At 56.0% G+C, this 17,990-nt stretch carries 9 protein-coding genes and 1 pseudogene; 6 read left to right on the plus strand and 4 right to left on the minus strand.

The window, feature by feature from the left end; genetic code table 11:
* Nucleotides 1-60: 60 nt before the first annotated feature.
* Complete coding sequence (locus tag I9H09_RS06210) at nt 61-3,840, minus strand: hypothetical protein (RefSeq protein WP_122347475.1); 3,780 nt, start codon at nt 3,838-3,840, stop codon at nt 61-63.
* 317 nt (nt 3,841-4,157) lie between these two features.
* Here I9H09_RS06210 and I9H09_RS06215 point away from each other — a divergent pair, with 317 nt between their 5' ends.
* From I9H09_RS06215 to tadA, 4 genes are all read left to right on the plus strand, one after another.
* On the plus strand, nt 4,158-6,872 hold the full coding sequence (locus tag I9H09_RS06215) for an AAA domain-containing protein (protein WP_183142478.1): 2,715 nt from the start codon (nt 4,158-4,160) through the stop codon (nt 6,870-6,872).
* A 234-nt stretch (nt 6,873-7,106) separates the two neighbouring features.
* Nucleotides 7,107-8,372, plus strand: coding sequence for a hypothetical protein (locus tag I9H09_RS06220; RefSeq protein WP_122347474.1), 1,266 nt, complete (start codon nt 7,107-7,109; stop codon nt 8,370-8,372).
* A gap of 365 nt (nt 8,373-8,737) precedes the next feature.
* Nucleotides 8,738-10,111, plus strand: coding sequence for a multicopper oxidase family protein (locus I9H09_RS06225; protein WP_122347473.1), 1,374 nt, complete (start codon nt 8,738-8,740; stop codon nt 10,109-10,111).
* Nucleotides 10,111-10,617, plus strand: coding sequence for a tRNA adenosine(34) deaminase TadA (gene tadA, locus I9H09_RS06230; protein WP_024671782.1), 507 nt, complete (start codon nt 10,111-10,113; stop codon nt 10,615-10,617). The genes I9H09_RS06225 and tadA overlap by 1 nt, the downstream gene beginning before the upstream one ends.
* Here tadA and mltF read toward each other — a convergent pair.
* Nucleotides 10,614-12,104 carry a membrane-bound lytic murein transglycosylase MltF gene (mltF, locus tag I9H09_RS06235; protein WP_042932433.1) on the minus strand — a complete coding sequence of 497 codons (1,491 nt, stop codon included), beginning with the start codon at nt 12,102-12,104 and terminating at the stop codon, nt 10,614-10,616. The two genes, tadA and mltF, sit on opposite strands and share 4 nt — an antisense overlap.
* Before the next feature lie 213 nt (nt 12,105-12,317).
* Between mltF and purL the strand changes: the two genes are divergently transcribed.
* Together purL and I9H09_RS06245 are read left to right on the plus strand one after the other, a co-directional pair.
* Nucleotides 12,318-16,214, plus strand: coding sequence for a phosphoribosylformylglycinamidine synthase (gene purL / locus I9H09_RS06240; RefSeq protein ID WP_005891676.1), 3,897 nt, complete (start codon nt 12,318-12,320; stop codon nt 16,212-16,214).
* A 5-nt stretch (nt 16,215-16,219) separates the two neighbouring features.
* Nucleotides 16,220-16,531: a YqfO family protein gene (locus I9H09_RS06245; RefSeq protein WP_024671785.1), complete on the plus strand. Its 312-nt coding sequence runs from the start codon at nt 16,220-16,222 to the stop codon at nt 16,529-16,531.
* Between the two features lie 156 nt (nt 16,532-16,687).
* Here I9H09_RS06245 and I9H09_RS06250 read toward each other — a convergent pair.
* Nucleotides 16,688-17,107: pseudogene (locus tag I9H09_RS06250) on the minus strand (L,D-transpeptidase family protein); the annotation flags it as partial.
* A 221-nt stretch (nt 17,108-17,328) separates the two neighbouring features.
* Nucleotides 17,329-17,880: an NUDIX hydrolase gene (locus I9H09_RS06255; RefSeq protein WP_024691347.1), complete on the minus strand. Its 552-nt coding sequence runs from the start codon at nt 17,878-17,880 to the stop codon at nt 17,329-17,331.
* Nucleotides 17,881-17,990: the final 110 nt, after the last annotated feature.

Genomic DNA, 17,990 nt, shown 5'->3' on the forward strand with positions numbered 1-17,990 from the left:
CCACTGACCAGTCATTCATCCAGCAGAAGCTGCACCACCCCCATTCAATCAATTAAAAACTCACCTGCCCGGAAAAGAGCTGGATTTGGGTTTCTCATAAAAAACCGTCTCTCCCGGCGTCCTGTCCATTACATCAATCAGTTTGAGCCAGGTATCCAGGTCATCCGTGCTGATCTTCGTATCGCGCTTGTCCTTTTTCCAGAGGTTATCCAGCAAGTCGAAGAAGCCCTTGTCGTTGAGGATAAACTCTGCAGCCGCTTTTTCCTTCTCGTCGCCGCTGTTTAGAATCTTCTCGAAGTCTTTCTTGCTGACGATATCGTCCTTGCCGTTCCAGTCGTCCCATTTCTCGCGGATAGTTTCGATCTCTTCCTTGTGCGCGTCGTAATACGCCTTGTTGTATACGTCCATTGGCAAGCCGTTGGTGTTCTCGCCAATGATGCCGTTTTTGTCTTTATGCGCGCTTTCGTCCAGACGGATCATCGACGAGCCTTGATCCTGAGGGGTTTCAAGGAAGTGTTTCCACTCATCGGTCTGGTAATCGAAGATGCTCTGATCGGTGGGTGCATCCCGGCCTTCGTATTCGTAGAAGCTGTAGCGTCCGTACTCCAGCTTGTCGCCCCAGTCTTCTTGAGCGAAGCCCAGGTTGGCCTGATCCTTGAACCATTGGCCTTCCTTGTCGGTGGCCTTTTGTTTTTTCTGGTGATCGACGAACACGCTGATGATGCCGGTAATGATCCCCAAGCCTGCGGTTACCAGAAATAGCGGCGCGGTTGCACCAGCTAACGCGCCGATAGCGCTCGCAGTTCTGCTGAATGCCACGGCAATCCCGATGCCGGCCGCGGCAGTGCCTGCGGCACCCGAAACGATTTGCAGACTGCCATTGGCAATCTCCAGGTCGCTGCCTGTCTTGATGCCATTTTTGATGGCGATCCCGCCCATGACGATGTCGGCGATGCTCATGACGTCCGGTGCGATGCCGAGTACCTTGACCACTGTACCGGCGATGCGCGCCGAGACACTGGACGACACCTTGCCCGCTCCTTCCGGTGCGGCACTTGCAGCGCCTTGTGTAACAGATTGTGGGTCTACCAGACCTGCACCCCCTGCATTGCCAGCCACAGCCTGACCCACCGAGTTGCGCATGCTATCGACGACGTCATCAGCCTGGATCGGGTGATTATCGGCCTCGAGCATCACATTGATCGACTCGCGATCGATCTCGTCGTTGCCAAGCATTTCACTCAAGTTGACTCGATCGTTTTCCGCCGGAACCGGCTGGCCATTACGCTCCAGTTGATCTTCAATCCCGGCAGTGAATGCTTCACGAGTCGGCGGGGTGATGTCCTCTGCAACGAAGCGCTGCACGGCGGCGTCGTAAAGTTCGTATAACGAGTCGCTGTAGCTGGCGTAACCAGAGCCGGAAGCAGAGTCCGGAACCGGCGTTGTGGCAGCACGCTCCATCTCGACTGCCATGCTGTTCAGACTTTCAGCATCCAGGGCTGGAAGGTCGATTGAGGCGCGCTGAGAATTGATGCTCTGCACCACCGCATCCTGATTGATATTCAGCCTCAGGTCTTCGGCCAATTCGTTCAGATTGGCGTACTTCGAATAATCTGCGGGCGGGTTGCCGCCAGAGCGGGTCACGATCTCGTCGAGCAGTTCGCGACTGACATCCTGCGCGAGCGGCCCTGCATCGTTGACCTCATTGATAAGGCCAATCTGATCCATCACGTCGCCGATACTGCTACCAGCTCTGATGCTGTCCAACTCGTAAACGCTGTTCAGCCGACTTTCCAGACCGTCATCCACAGCAGGGACGTTGTTGGTCGCCTTCTCGTCTTCGATCTTTTTGCCCCACAAACCTTCCTTGCCCCATATTTCCGGTATGGTCTTGCTCAGCCCGATCAGCTCCGCAACGTTGGTCTTTGTAAACAACTCGAACACGCCGGTTTTTTCGAACTGCGCGCCGGAGCCCAGGAAGGTGATGAAGTCTTTGGCAATAGCCAGGCGCTCCAGAGGATCGTCCGCTAGCTGGCCGTTCTTGGCCGTCAACATGTAGATGGCGCCACCCAGGGAGGTAAAGCCAGCTGCAGTACCGAATACGCCGCTCTGGTTGAGTTTGCCGATAGCTTTCTTGAAACCCTCTTTATCCTCGGCACCCACGTATTTATCGGCCATGTAGTCGTTGTACTTGTCCAGCGTAATTTCGTTGTTTTTTAGTTTGGTCGTCTGCTCCAGAAAGTCAGTGGCCTTTTTCTTGTCGTTTATCATTTCATTGATAAACTTCTCGATCGTCTCCTGGGTACGGCGGGGGATATCGGCCATACCTTTGATACCCTGTTTGAGGGCAGAGAAAATGTCCTTCTGGGCCAGTTCTTTATATTCATCAGGGATGCCGCCGGGGTCAGCCATCAACTTGTCGACTTCGGCCATCACGCTGTTTTTTTGCAGTTCATTCTGCGCGTCTTTCGCCAACTGCGGATCGAGAAGTTCCAGGCTGGAAAGCAAACGTGCAACGTCAGATTGTCCTTCGGACTTTTTACCGGCCTTGTCCAGATCAGCGAGGTAGTCGACAAACTCGCTGCTGACCAACTTATCGTGCAGGTCTTTGGCCAGTGCTTCCTTGTCGCCACCGCTGACTTTCTCGATGGCGGCGTCCATCTCGGCCTGATATTCCTTGCCTATCTTGTCTTTCTCGCCATCGCCATTGGCAAACAGCTCCGTCAACGCCTTATCGATGTTATTGCCGTTGAGGATGTCCTGCATGTCAGCATTGTTCAGAGTTTCGCCTTCGCTGTCGAACCTGCGCCATGACTCGGCGCCGCGAGGTTCTTCGATATAAGGCGTGATGGTGCGCCCACTCTCCATCCCGGCCTTGGCTTGAATGGCCATGACCAGTTTGTAAACATCGCTGTCCTTGTCGACTTTCTTGTCATCGACCAGTTTTTGGTACTTGTCCATCAGGTTTTTTGTGGCGAGTTCGACCACGGTCAGGTTTTCGGAATTCTTGTCCTTTTCGTCAGACTTCACCCCTGTGGGTTTACTGAGAAGATCCAGTTCGTCGAGATTGCCCAGGCCGTGTTCATCACGGATCTTCTGCACATCGCTCTGAACGCCTGCGCTGCTCTTGTCGGCAACCCGGTCGTACAGCTCTTTGTTTTGGTATTCGGAGACCACATATTGTTTGCCGTCTCGGCTCTCGAACTCGATCACACCATTGCCCAGTTCGTCCTTGGTGCCGGCCTTGATGATGTCGTGATCCGCGACATAGACATTCTCGTCTGCCACTTCCCGCCCGTTATCAGTGACGCGGTTTTCCACGGTGACGCGCGACAGTCCCATTTGCTGCGCAGCAGTAAATAACTCTGGTGTCAGAGCCTTGGAAACAGTGACCTTCTCGCCGTCTTGTTTGACGTAGGTAATGACGTCGGCCGTTTCAAGCTGGCCTTGCCATTCGAAGTTCTTGATATCACCCCATGCAGGCAACTCGGTATTGCGATCGGCGACCTGAGTGCCGTCAGTGATGGCTTTTTCGACTTGCGATTTTTGCGCTGGTGCTTGGCCAAGGGCATCGAGTTGCTTGAGGAACTGATACAACTTCGGATTGGTCGAGGCCGCCACTACAACGCCTTGCCCATCACGCTCATAACGCATATCGCCGTTTTCCTCGACCGAGACGGTAGTGCCTTCAACAGGCGGCCACTGTTCATTGTCGGTAGCAGTACGGTCCGGTTTTTTCTGCTCATTGCCTTTGGCCGATACGATGCTGCGCTTGAGCTTCGATTCGAAATCCAAAAGACCTTCGCGGGGGAGCGTGTCGTTTTTGGGCGTGATGTTCATGAGCGCCTCGTCAGGTAAGGCGAGCCTTGACAGGCAAGGCCGCAAGAAAGCGAAAATGGAGTTCCGCGATTCTTACTGCGATCACCTGCAAATCGTTGTGAAAAGTTGTGAAACGTTGTGCCATTGATTAAAGCGATGGTGGTTTTGTCACACTCGTCAGAGGATTTGTACCCAGGCTGACATGAGCAATGGAGCCCTTCGTCTGGGCTGGTATCGACCCATCAGCAATGCCAGAATGAAAGTGACCCGAATCCAGGAATTCGGATTTTTACGGCACGGACGCTTACAGGCCGTCATCAAGCCTGTTTAAGGGATTTATGGTTTCTATCTACGTGTGTGGCGAAAACAAGCCTCGACAGGTCAGCGACTGGGTTATAAAAAAGAATACTCAGGACGAATTCACGCTGACGTGTCATTACCCCTCTCAACCGTCTGACGACAGCCCGCTTAGCGACTGTAAGATCGTTCCCACCCTTGAGCTGAAGGGCATGCTTCTTCTGAAAAAAGGAAGCGCTGTGCTCAATCCCGTCGAGAAGGTGGAGATATATGGCGAAAAATACGCGCTCGTTCAGTATCCGAAAAGCTTGAAAAAATACCTGTTCAAGATGGACAACATCGAACTCGTTTCACCGACGTCGATCACCGATGAACCTGCATTCACTTATTTTCGCTCTGTGGCTGAAGCTCGGGTTAGCAACGCGGCTGATGATGACAAAAAGGGCATCGCCGAAAATGTTGCTCGCCAGATGGGGAGCCTTTCGTTGTCTCCGGACACAGCGCTACATGCGTACTGTAAAAGGCAGCAAGCAAAACTGGACTCGCCGGGGAAGTTTATCTTTCCATTCGGGCTTAACGAAAGTCAGCTCAAGGCGGTCGAGCAGGCTTTCAGTTCGCAAATAAGTGTGATCGAAGGACCACCCGGTACTGGCAAGACGCAAACAATCTTGAACGTCATTGCCAATATTCTCTTGCAAGGGAAAACCGTGGCGGTGGTGTCCAATAACAATCCTGCGGTCGAGAATGTCTATGAAAAGCTGGGCAAGTGCGGGCTGGGCTATCTGGTTGCGAGGTTGGGTAGCCAAAAAAACCAGAAAGCATTTTTTGCCGATGTGTCTTCTCGGCCTTCAGCAGGCCTTGAGCCTGCGCCTTCAATTGAAAGTATCCAGAGCGTTCTGCAGCAACTCAAACGCTGTCTGAGCGCGCAAAATGCAGTGGCCCAGTTACAGATCGAAATTAACGAGCTGGAGATAGAACGGCGCTACCTTCTTGAGTGGCAGCAGGAAAATGGAATCGTGCCTGTCCATGACAGGTACAGGTTGTCGCCACGAAAAACGACGGATTTGATGGCCTACCTGCCGCGCATTCCCGGTGATCGGATCCGGATCAAGGACCGGATCGGGTTGTTGTTCAACTTCAGAATAGTGCGCACCCGGTCGCTGAAAGACCGGGAGAAGCGCATGTCAGCTTTTTATAGCTTGCAGCTTCATTACTACGACGCGGTGCTGCAGAAGAAAAAGTCCGAACTGTCTGGTCATGAGGAAGCGCTTAGGGTCGGTAATTTCAAGGCACTGCTGGAAGAGCTGACGGCCTCTTCGATGCACCATCTGAAACACCATTTGCAGTCTCATATTCCTGACGATGACAGCTTCGATATCAATTACAAAAAGCGGCTCGATGCGTTTTTAAAGCGCTATCCGGTCATCGGCAGCAGTACGCATTCGATCGTCAATTCCCTTGGGGGCAGGGCGGTTCTGGACTATGTCATCATCGATGAGGCCTCGCAGCAGGACATTGTCCCCGGCGTACTGGCGCTGAGTTGCGCGAAGAATCTTATTATCGTGGGTGATCGAAAGCAGCTTGCCCATATTCCGGAGAAACTGGGACTGGAGGCGCCAGCTCCTTGGTATGACTGCGAGAAGTACAGCATGCTGGACTCATGCATCAGTGTATTCGGGGATTCAATCCCGATGACATTGCTCAAAGAGCATTACCGATGTCATCCGCGGATCATTCAGTTCTGCAATCAGCAGTTCTATGACAATCAGCTTGTTCCGATGACGCAGGACGGCGGCGAGCAGGCACTGACGCTGGTGGTAACCGCCAAGGGAAACCATACGCGCAACAATTCCAACCTGAGAGAACTGGACTCATTATTGGCGGTGCTCGAGGGCAATGGGGAAAGTCTCTGGGAAGGCGAGGATGGAAGAGGGTTTATCGCACCTTTCAAGAATCAGGCGGTACTTTCCAGTTCGTGTCTGCCAGCAGATTTCGTTAATGACACTGTGCATAAATTTCAAGGGCGAGAGTGCGACGAGATCGTTTTTTCTACCGTTCTGGACAAGCATAAAAGCCCGAAACGCTTGAGCTTTGTAGACGATGCTCGCATGGTTAATGTGGCAGTTTCCAGAGCCAAGAGCAGGTTCACGCTGGTCACGGGCGACAACGTATTCAAGGCTGGTAATGGCCATATCGCCGCACTTATCCGCTACATGGAATATTACGCAGAGAACGGGCAGGTGCATCGTGCGCCGGTTATCTCCGCGTTCGATCTGCTCTACAAAGAGTTCGACCAATCACTGGAACGCCTGGACCAGAGGCTCGACCCTGAAGACGTATCAGTCAAGTCCGAACGAATTGTGGCGCAGATACTTCGTGAGGCGCTGGAACACAAAGCCCGTCAAGGCATCATGTTTCATCGCGAGGTTCTGCTCAAACAACTTGTGTCGGTAACCCGCGCCGACTTCACCACACGAGAGCTGGAGTTCATGAACAACGCGGCCCGCTGTGATTTTGTGCTCTATTTCAAGGTGGGGAAAAGCCCGTTGGGTGTCATTGAAGTCGACGGCGGTCACCATAACGATACTGTACAGATTGAGCGCGACGCTGTGAAAAACAGCATTCTGAGTAAATGCGCTATCCCCTTGCTTCGTTTGCGGACTATCGAAAGCCATATCGAAGAAAAAGTAGCAGCGTTTCTGGATCAATGGACGCCACGCGCAACGGATGAAGATTCTGCAACTGCGCCGCCTTGAAAGTCATCACGTCAGGCGAGCAATTCTTCTCTCCACTGGCGAGCATTTCCAGGGCAGCAAGGCTTCGTGAGCCGAGCGCCGAAAAGCGGAAACAAGCAACAGATATCAGTTGATCTCGGAACCCATTCGCGCTGGGTGACCACCGATGAGTGCGTTCATGCTGAAAATCCGAGAACTGAATTGAGCGCTAACTTGATCAGGAATAATTGATAAAAAAATTCTGAGGAGTAAGTGATGAAAGCTTCAAGATCTATCAGTGCGCCCAAGGCTACCGAAGTCCTGGCTGATGACTCTAAACGCAAAGACAAGAATGCAGGCTCCCTCGCGTCTGATGCTGGCAGTCGTGGTGCCCCTGATAAAAAGTCAGACGAAAAAAGTGGTTCGCGTCTGGACAAGGCTACTTCAGCCGTAAACTTTGCATCGTCGCTCGTCAATGCGGGAACAAAAAGCTATACCGCCCACCAGACACTGAGCGATGGTCTGCATAAGGCAAATAAGCCAGAACAAGAAAATGTTACTTTCGCGTCTTCCGATGAGCGCGCTGAACTACAGAGCCCGGCTGTCAGCCAGGTAAGCGCTGACCAAAAGTCTGGTTCTTTAGCAGCCTTTGCAGATTTACTCACGCAGTTGCGTTCAACGGCTACGCGGTTATTAGATGACATTAGCGCCAAGCCAGTGCCACAGGTAGCCATCAATCGGCACGATACACCGCCGCCTCCGGAAAAGGAGTACCCGGGTGTTGTCAACGCTGATGGCTCGATCATCGAGACGGAAAAGGATTTGTCTGACAAACCGAGTGATGCTTCAGGCCGGCCGCGGGGCGATACCCGCACTGCGGAGCAAATTATCGATGCCAATCCGATTCTGAAAAACCTGGGTGATCAGAAAGATATAAAACGTACTGAAGCCTACGCCAGGATAGGTGACTGGACTCAAAACAATGCTGATCCAAAAGCCCGGGCGGATGCTGCATACAATGCCGCCAAAGTGCTCAACTGGAACAATAGCTCAGATCAGGCAGATGGCGCCCCTCGCCAATGCACGAACGACAGTGACTTGCAGGGTATTACCCACGACGGTGATGCCAGGCATGGTACTGAAGCAGGTAATTGGAAAGACTTCGTCGAGCAGGGCTACGCAGCGTTGAAGGGCGATCATCGTCTGGATAAAGCCAATGATTCACATGTTCGGCCTGACGTTTCAAACAAGGACAATTTTCAGGCGTTTGCAGGAGAAGCAGGTAAAAAGCTATGGCCTTTGCCGGCCGCCAGTAATGTGTTGGTCGCGGTAGGTGACTCGAAAGGCGGATTGACAGGTGCTTTGAAAGCCGGTGCAGGTGCGGCGGCGCAGACAGGCATTGCGGCTGCTGAAGGTGCTGCAGGCGGGATCAAGGGTGGACGTGCCAGTTCGGCTTCCGTAGTTGCTCTGGGTGCTGCGGGGGCAATGTCCGAGTCTCAGGCCGCGCCGGATTCGGTAAAGACCATTGCTGGCATGGTGTAGAGCCATATGCCCTTTTTTGATCACCCGACAGGTGTTGATAAAAAGGGCATTTAGCACCTGAGGAAATGCACCGCTTATAGTCTTGATACGTTTCTACAGACAGGCATAGCTACACAATCACAGCCTGAAGTAGCTGTTTTGTGCGCGCTTCTTCATATAAGGCATGGCTGGAACGAGCCAGGCAGCAATAACCTCTCGCGACTCTGACGGCCGCAGCGTTCGTAGCTGCTTTGCCGGCTTGTTTACGCCCCAACATCAGTTCGCACCCTCTGCTCTTATCTTTCCCCAAATGCAGGTGTATCGTATTCGCCCTTCGCATCTGCTCGCAGGTGCCCTCAGTTTTCGTTTCAGAGGTCCCGCCGTTCATGTCCTTCACCCGTCGTCAAATCCTCACAGGCATTGCCGGTCTTGCTGTAGTCGGCCTTGGAGCAGGCGGTGCTTCGCGTTACTGGATGGGACGTCGCGAATCGGAGGCTGGTTCGGATTTTGTGCTGATCGCTGCTCCGCTGGATGTGGAGCTGGTGGCGGGCCACAAGACGCCTGCCTGGGCATTTGGCGGTTCTGCGCCAGGTACCGAGTTGCGGGTGCGGCAGGGCGAGTGGTTGCGGTTGCGCTTCATCAATCAGTTGCCGGTCGAAACCACCATTCACTGGCATGGTATCCGGTTGCCGCTGGAGATGGACGGCGTGCCTTACGTTTCGCAGCTGCCGGTCAAGCCGGGTGAGTATTTCGATTACAAATTCCGTGTGCCGGACGCCGGTAGCTACTGGTATCACCCGCACGTCAGCAGCAGCGAAGAGCTGGGACGTGGGCTGGTCGGGCCGTTGATCGTAGAAGAGCGCGAACCGACCGGCTTTGCCCATGAGCGCACGGTCAGTCTGAAAAGCTGGCATGTGGACGAAGAGGGCGCATTCACCGAGTTCAGCGTGCTGCGTGAAGCGGCGCGTGAAGGCACGGCTGGGCGGTTATCTACGTTGAACGGCGTTGCGCAGGCCGTCATCGATCTGCCAGCCGGACAGATTACCCGAGTGCGGCTGCTCAACCTCGACAATACCGTGACCTATCGGCTCAATCTGCCGGACGCCGAGGCGCAGATTTATGCGCTGGATGGCAACCCGATCACACCGCGCCCGTTTGGTGAAGAATACTGGCTGGGGCCGGGCATGCGCATCTGCCTAGCAATCAAGGCACCGCCTGCGGGTGAGGAGATTTCATTGCGCAACGGCCCGGTGCGTCTGGGGACATTTCGTTCGGTTGCCAATAATGATGCTCCCGGCTCGTGGCCGCCCGAGCTGCCAGCCAATCCGGTGTCCGAGCCCGATCTGGATAAAGCCGAGAAAATCAATTTCAATTTCGAGTGGGTTGGCTCGATGTCGGTCAACACCGGCAATGGCAAGCCACCCAGCCTGTGGCAGATCAACGGCCAGGCCTGGGATATTACCGACAAGACCTGTGCTGATCGCCCCATCGCCAAACTGAAGCTCGGCAACAGCTACATTTTCGAACTGAAGAACATGACGCAGTATCAGCACCCGATTCACCTGCATGGCATGAGTTTCAAGGTGATTGCGTCCAATCGGCGCAAGATCATCCCTTACTTTACCGATACCTTCCTGCTGGGCCGCAATGAGCGGGCGCGGGTCGCGCTGGTGGCGGATAACCCAGGGGTGTGGATGTTCCATTGCCACGTCATCGATCACATGGAAACCGGCCTGATGGCCGCCATTGAGGTGGCGTGATGAGGCAGCCGCCGATCATTGACCGCAGTAACGACCAGTACTTTATGCGCGAAGCGTTGGCGTTGGCGGCCCAGGGTGCGTTGCTGGGTGAAGTCCCAGTCGGCGCGGTTGTAGTTCACAACGGTGAGATTATCGGGCGTGGTTACAATTGCCCGATCAGCGGCAGCGACCCCAGCGCTCATGCCGAGATGGTTGCGATTCGCGAGGCTGCAAAGGCGCTGGACAATTACCGGCTGCCGGGCAGCACGCTTTACGTGACACTTGAGCCGTGCAGCATGTGCGCCGGGTTAATCGTGCATTCGCGTGTGGCGCGCGTGGTCTACGGCGCGCTTGAACCCAAGGCGGGCATTGTTCAGAGCCAAGGGCAGTTTTTCAGTCAGGCCTTTCTCAACCATCGCGTCCTGTTCGAAGGCGGAGTGCTGGGCGAGGAGTGTGGCGCGATGCTGAGCGAGTTTTTCAGAATGCGCCGAGCGGCCAGAGAGGCGAGTAAAGGCCAGGCGAGTTAGAGCGCCGGTTTTTCTTCGTTGCTGGCAGGCGCCGGACCGGGCGGTACGGCGGGTTGCGTCTTGTCGACACCTGGCACGTGCAGATTGCCATCGGCCACCTGGCTGCCTTCAAGCTGCGGCTGAGTGACCCAGGTCAGAATGTCGTAATAGCGGCGAATGTTGGCAACGAAATGCACCGGCTCACCGCCTCGGGCATAGCCGTATCGGGTTTTGCTGTACCACTTCTTTTGTGCCAGACGCGGCAGCATTTTTTTCACGTCGAGCCATTTATCGGGATTCAGCCCCTCGGTTTGGGCGAGTTTGCGCGCATCTTCGAGGTGGCCGCTACCAATGTTGTAGGAAGCGAGAGCCAGCCATGTGCGATCTGGCTCTTTAATAGAGTCGTCCAGTTGATCCTTCACGTAGGCAAAATACTTTGCCCCGCCTTGAATGCTCTGTCGGGCATCCAGCCGGTTGGTCACGCCCATGGCTTGAGCCGTGTTCTGGGTGAGCATCATCAGGCCGCGCACACCGGTTTTTGACGTCACTGCCGGTTGCCACATCGATTCCTGATAGCCGATAGCGGCCAGCAACCTCCAGTCGACTTGCTCTTTCTTGGCAGATAACTGGAAGTGCTTTTCGTATTTGGGCAGGCGCTCCTGCAGGTGCTGGGCGAAGGTATAGGCGCCGACGTAGCCAAGTACGTCAACGTGCCCGTAGTAGCGGTCCTTGAGGCGCTGCAGCGTGCCGTTCTTCTCGACCTTGTCGAGGTAGGCATTGATTTCGTTGAGCAGGCTGTTGTCTTCCCCCGGAGCAACGACCCAGCGCTGTTGGCGGGCCTCGCCCAGGTCGAACGCGACGCGTACGTTGGGGAAATACACCTGATTCATCGCCAGTTCGTTGGAGTCGACCAGTGTCAGGTCAATCTGGCCCTCATCCACCATCCGCAGGAGATCGACGACCTCGACCGCGTCCGACTCTTCATATTCAATGGCAGGATTCTTTTCCTTGAGCGCCGCCAGCTGTTCGGCATGGGCGCTCCCCTTGAGCACCACTATACGTTTGCCCACCAGCTCGGCGGGGTCAGTCGGGCGCGACTGGCCATTGCGGTACACAACCTGAGGGGTGACTTCCAGATAGGAGTGCGAGAAGCGCGCCTGTTGCTTGCGCTTTGGCGTGTCGATCAGCCCGGCTGCGCCAAGCACCGGGCCGCCCGGTTTGTTCATCTGATCGAACAGATCGTCGAGATTGTCGGCCGTTTCGATTTTCAGTTCGACGCCTAGATCTTCGGCGAAACGCTTGACCAGCTCGTACTCGAAGCCGGTTTCACCGTTGCGATCCTGGAAATAAGTCGCCGGGCTGTTACGGGTGATCACGCGCAGAACACCGTCCTCCTTGACTCGTTCCAGTGTGGTGGGTTTCTCCACGCAGGCGCCGAGCATCAGGAAGAGTCCGGTTGCGATGAGCCACTTGGCGCAACGTGGGCGGAAATCTGGTCTGAAGAACATCGGTGCAGTATACGCAAAGCGCACCGGGCGCCATATCTCGACAGTGATGCTTGCGTCTGATAGGCGAAGGTATTTTTCAGGCATTTGTCGGCTTTTTTCGAGCGCAGCGACATTTGCGCGCATGAGGGGCTGCCGTTTTGAGTGATCAAAGGCCCGGTTTAGGCTAGAATACGCGGCCTCAAAGCACACCCCCTTCTCGAGGCTGTCCCGAAGATGTTGATCCTGCGCGGTGCTCCTGCCCTTTCTGCCTTTCGCCACAGCAAATTACTGGAACAACTGAAACAAAAAGTTTCAGCTGTCAGTGGCTTGTACGCCGAATTCGCCCACTTCGCTGACGTCACCGACGTTCTGACCAGCGAAGAACAGCAGGTTCTCGACCGTCTCCTGAAATACGGCCCAAGCGTGCCGGTTCAAGAGCCGAGTGGTCGTCTGTTTCTGGTGTTGCCACGTTTTGGCACCATTTCTCCCTGGTCGAGCAAGGCCAGCGATATCGCTCGCAACTGCGGTCTGAGCAAAATTCAGCGCATCGAGCGCGGGATTGCCTTCTATGTAGAAGGCCAGTTCAGTGAAACAGAAGCTCAGGCCATCGCCGACAGCCTGCACGACCGCATGACACAGCTGGTATTGGGTGATCACGACCAGGCCGCGGGTCTGTTCAGTCACGCTCAGCCAAAGCCGCTGACCGCTGTGGACATTCTGGGAGGCGGTCGTGCTGCGCTGGAGAAGGCCAACGTCGAACTGGGCCTGGCCCTTGCCGAAGATGAAATCGATTACCTGATCACCAGCTTCAATGGCCTGGGGCGCAACCCTCATGACATCGAGCTGATGATGTTTGCCCAGGCGAACTCCGAGCATTGCCGCCACAAGATTTTCAACGCCAGTTGGGACATCGACGGGCAAAGCCAGGAAAAAAGCCTGTTCGGCATGATCAAGAACACCTATCAGATGCACAGCGAAGGTGTGCTGTCCGCTTACAAGGACAACGCGTCGGTGATCGTCGGCAACGTCGCCGGGCGCTTCTTCCCGGACCCTGAAACCCGCCAGTACGGTGCGGTACAGGAGCCGGTGCACATTCTGATGAAGGTCGAGACCCATAACCACCCGACTGCGATCGCTCCGTTTCCTGGCGCAGCCACCGGTTCCGGCGGCGAGATTCGCGACGAAGGTGCAACCGGTCGCGGCGCCAAGCCCAAGGCCGGTCTGACCGGTTTCACCGTGTCCAACTTGCAGATCCCCGGTTTCGTGCAGCCTTGGGAAGTGCCTTATGGCAAGCCCGAGCGCATCGTGACGGCGCTGGACATCATGATTGAAGGCCCGCTGGGTGGCGCGGCGTTCAATAACGAGTTCGGCCGTCCTGCGCTGACGGGTTATTTCCGCACCTTCGAGCAATCCATTACCACACCGCATGGTGATGAGGTGCGTGGTTACCACAAGCCGATCATGCTGGCAGGCGGTATGGGCAATATCCGCGAAGATCACGTCCAGAAGGGCGAGATTACTGTCGGTTCCAAGCTGATCGTGCTGGGCGGTCCAGCCATGCTGATCGGTCTGGGCGGCGGCGCGGCGTCTTCGATGGCGACTGGCACCAGCTCTGCAGACCTTGATTTCGCTTCTGTTCAGCGTGAAAACCCTGAAATGGAGCGTCGTTGTCAGGAAGTCATCGACCGCTGCTGGCAGCTGGGCGATCGCAACCCGATCAGCTTTATCCATGACGTCGGTGCCGGTGGTTTGTCCAACGCCTTCCCTGAACTGGTCAATGATGGCGATCGCGGCGGTCGTTTCGAACTGCGCAACGTGCCCAATGACGAGCCGGGCATGGCCCCGCTGGAAATCTGGAGCAACGAATCCCAGGAGCGTTATGTGCTCGCGGTCGGCGTCGAAGACTTCGAGCGCTTCAAGGCTATCTGTGAGCGTGAGCGCTGCCCGTTTGCAGTGGTCGGCGAAGCCACTGCCGAGCCACAACTGACCGTGACCGACAGCCACTTCGGCAACAGCCCGGTGGATATGCCGCTGGAAGTGCTGCTCGGCAAGGCGCCGCGCATGCACCGCTCGGTCGAGCGTGAAGCCGAGATCGGCGATGATTTCGACCCGAGTACGCTGGACATCGAAGAAAGTGTGCAGCGTGTGCTTCGTCACCCGGCCGTGGCCAGCAAAAGCTTCCTGATTACCATCGGTGACCGCAGCATCACAGGCCTTGTGGCTCGCGATCAGATGGTCGGCCCCTGGCAGGTGCCTGTGGCTGATTGCGCCGTGACGGCGACCAGCTTTGACGTCAACACCGGTGAAGCAATGGCTATGGGCGAGCGCACACCGCTGGCGCTGCTGGATGCCCCGGCTTCGGGCCGCATGGCGATCGGCGAGACGCTGACCAACATTGCCGCCTCGCGTATTGCCAAGCTGTCCGACATCAAGCTGTCGGCTAACTGGATGTCGGCTGCCGGGCATCCCGGCGAAGATGCGCGTCTGTATGACACCGTGAAAGCGGTCGGCATGGAGCTTTGCCCGGAACTGGGGATTACCATTCCAGTGGGCAAGGACTCGATGTCCATGAAGACCCGATGGAGCGACGAAGGCACCGAGAAAAGTGTGACTTCGCCGCTGTCGCTTATCGTGACCGGCTTTGCGCCGGTGGTCGATATCCGTCAGACCCTCACGCCCGAACTGCGCATGGACAAGGGCATCACTGACCTGATCCTGATCGACCTGGGTCGTGGCCAGAACCGTATGGGCGCCTCGATCCTTGCGCAGACGCACGGCAAACTTGGGCGCGTTGCACCGGATGTCGACGATGCGGAAGACCTGAAAGCATTCTTCACCGTGATTCAGGGCCTGAACGCCGATGGCCATATTCTTTCCTATCACGACCGTTCTGATGGCGGTCTGCTGGTCAGCACGCTGGAAATGGCGTTCGCCGGTCACTGCGGCCTTAACCTGCACCTCGACGGTCTGGCTGACAATGTTTCAGAAATCGCGGCCATCCTGTTCAATGAAGAGCTGGGTGCGGTCATCCAGGTTCGTCAGGACGCTACGCCTCTGGTGCTGACGCAATTCAGCGCGGCTGGTCTGGCGGATTGCGTTGCGGTGATCGGGCAGCCGATCAATAACGACGAAGTGTCGATCAGCTTCCACGGCGAGCCGGTGTTCAGCGGCCAGCGCCGTCTGTTGCAGCGTCAATGGGCCGAGACCAGCTACCAGATCCAGCGCCTGCGCGACAACGCCGAGTGTGCCGATCAGGAGTTCGACGCACTGCTGGAAGAAGATAACCCGGGTTTGACTGTCAAACTGGGCTTCGACGTCAACGAAGATATCGCTGCGCCTTACATCAAGACCGGTATCCGCCCTCAAGTGGCCGTTCTGCGCGAGCAGGGCGTCAACGGTCAGGTCGAGATGGCTGCAGCCTTTGACCGCGCCGGTTTCAACGCAATCGACGTACACATGAGTGACATCCTCGCCGGTCGTGTCGATCTGAACGACTTCAAGGGCATGGTGGCTTGTGGCGGCTTTTCTTACGGCGACGTGTTGGGTGCCGGCGAAGGCTGGGCCAAGTCGGCGTTGTTCAACAGCCGCGCGCGTGATGCGTTCCAAGGCTTCTTCGAGCGTTCCGACAGCTTTACGCTGGGCGTGTGCAATGGCTGCCAGATGCTCTCCAATCTGCATGAGCTGATTCCAGGGAGCGAGTTCTGGCCGCACTTTGTACGTAACCGCTCCGAGCAATTCGAAGCGCGCGTGGCAATGGTGCAGGTGCAGGAGTCGGCGTCGATCTTCCTGCAAGGCATGGCCGGTTCGCGCATGCCTATCGCCATCGCGCACGGCGAAGGTCATGCGGAATTCCGCAACGACGATGCGCTGCTCGAGGCAGACGTCTCCGGTACCGTGGCACTGCGTTTCGTGGACAACCACGGCAAGGTCACAGAAGCCTATCCGGCCAACCCGAATGGCTCGCCACGGGGTATCGGCGGCATGACCACCCTCGACGGTCGCGTCACCATCATGATGCCGCACCCGGAACGAGTGTTCCGCGCGGTGCAGAACTCGTGGCGTCCAGAGGACTGGAATGAAGATGCGGCCTGGATGCGCATGTTCCGCAATGCGCGGGCGTGGGTTAACTAAGGCTCGTGTACAAGCTCGCTTTCTTTGTGCCAGCGAGCCATGTGGACGAGGTCAAGAGCGCTGTATTCGCAGCTGGTGCAGGGCGAATCGGTGCTTACGATCAATGCTCATGGCAGGTGCTCGGCCAAGGCCAGTTCCGCCCGCTGAATGGCAGTCAGCCATTTCTCGGGCAGAGTGGCGTGGTCGAGCAGGTGGACGAATGGAAAGTCGAGCTGGTCGTTGCGGACGAACTGATCGCGCAAGCGGTAGTGGCGCTCAAACAGAGTCATCCCTATGAAACGCCTGCTTACGAAGTATGGCGTCTGGAAGAGTTCTGAGGCGCATCCAGGGCTGGACGCAGAGCGTCCGGAAAGGCATTGCAACGCTGAGCGTCAGGCTGATTATTGTGCCAATGCTCCGCGTTGGCATGCAGTTCTAGACGCTCTACGTCTGGTCTTGATTGTGCGGGGCAGCGCTCTAACCCCTTGCAATGATCAGGGTCGAATTTCGATCATTGTCCCGTCTTTCACCAAGTCCCAGACTTCACGCATGTCGTTGTTCTTCATCGCAATGCAGCCGTTGGTCCAGTCAAGCGTATGGAAATACCACTCCGGATATTCCTCATCCACCGGCGTGCCATGGATCATGATCATGCTGCCCGGTTTGACGCCTTCGTTGCGCGCCCGCGCCGAGTCGGTGATGTTCGGGTAGGAAATGTGCATCGACAGGTTGTAATTGTTACTGGGCTTGCGCCAGTCGAGCCAGTAAAAACCCTCTGGAGTACGTTGATCGCCTTCCTGAAGTTTGGTGCCCTTGGGGTTTTTACCCAAGGAGATGCGATAGGTCTTCAAGGCTTCACCGTCGCTGATCAACTGCAACTGACGCGCCGATTTGAGTACCAGCACCTTGTCGATCTTCTTACTGGCAATGCTTTCGGTATTGATAACTTTATTGTTGATGATTTTCTGTTCGCTGCCCTTGGGCACAATAGTCTGCGTGAACGCAGCCTGCGACAGTGGCAAGAATGACATGCAGAAGAACGCGAGCAACCAGCGCATTACGATTTCCCTGACGGCCTTGATTCATGGATAACGATCGTTATCGATGACAGGCCGATGTTATTTGCAGCCCTGGCTCAGGTGTCCAGCATCGGACGTGACGGGGGGAGGGCGCTGGTATGAACCGGGTAAGTCTGCCGACGCCGATCCGCGAAGAAGCATTCTAGAGTACGCCTGACCGTCATGAAAGCCAGGTCCGCCCACGGAATGTCGGCTTCGTCGAATAACTGCACTTCCAGGCTCTCTATACCGGCGGCGAACGTTTCGGAGGCCATTTCTGCACGATAAAAAACATGCACCTGATTGATATGCGGAACATCAATCAGCGTATACAAGTGTAGCCCGGCCAATGTGGCGCAGGCTTCTTCGACGGTTTCCCGACGCGCGGCCTGCTCGACGGTTTCGCCGTTTTCCATGAAACCGGCCGGCAATGTCCAGAAGCCCAGACGCGGCTCGATGGCGCGACGGCAGAGCAAAACCTTTTCACCCAGCGTCACCAGACAGCCCGCGACAATATTCGGGTTCTGGTAATGGATGGTATGACAATGCTCGCAGACGTACCGCAAACGACTGTCGCCCTCGGGGATACGCTGAATGACCGGGTTGCCGCACTGGCTGCAGAATTTCATGTTTTCAGTCGATAGTGAACGCAGTCGCTATCTTGGCCTGTCGTGCCGTAGCTCGGCAACCCTCGGGTTTATCTGAGTTGCCTTGCAGGGGGTTGGGCACGACGTTGCTT

Source organism: Pseudomonas tremae, assembly GCF_023278125.1.
Taxonomy (GTDB): Bacteria; Pseudomonadota; Gammaproteobacteria; order Pseudomonadales; family Pseudomonadaceae; genus Aquipseudomonas; species Aquipseudomonas tremae.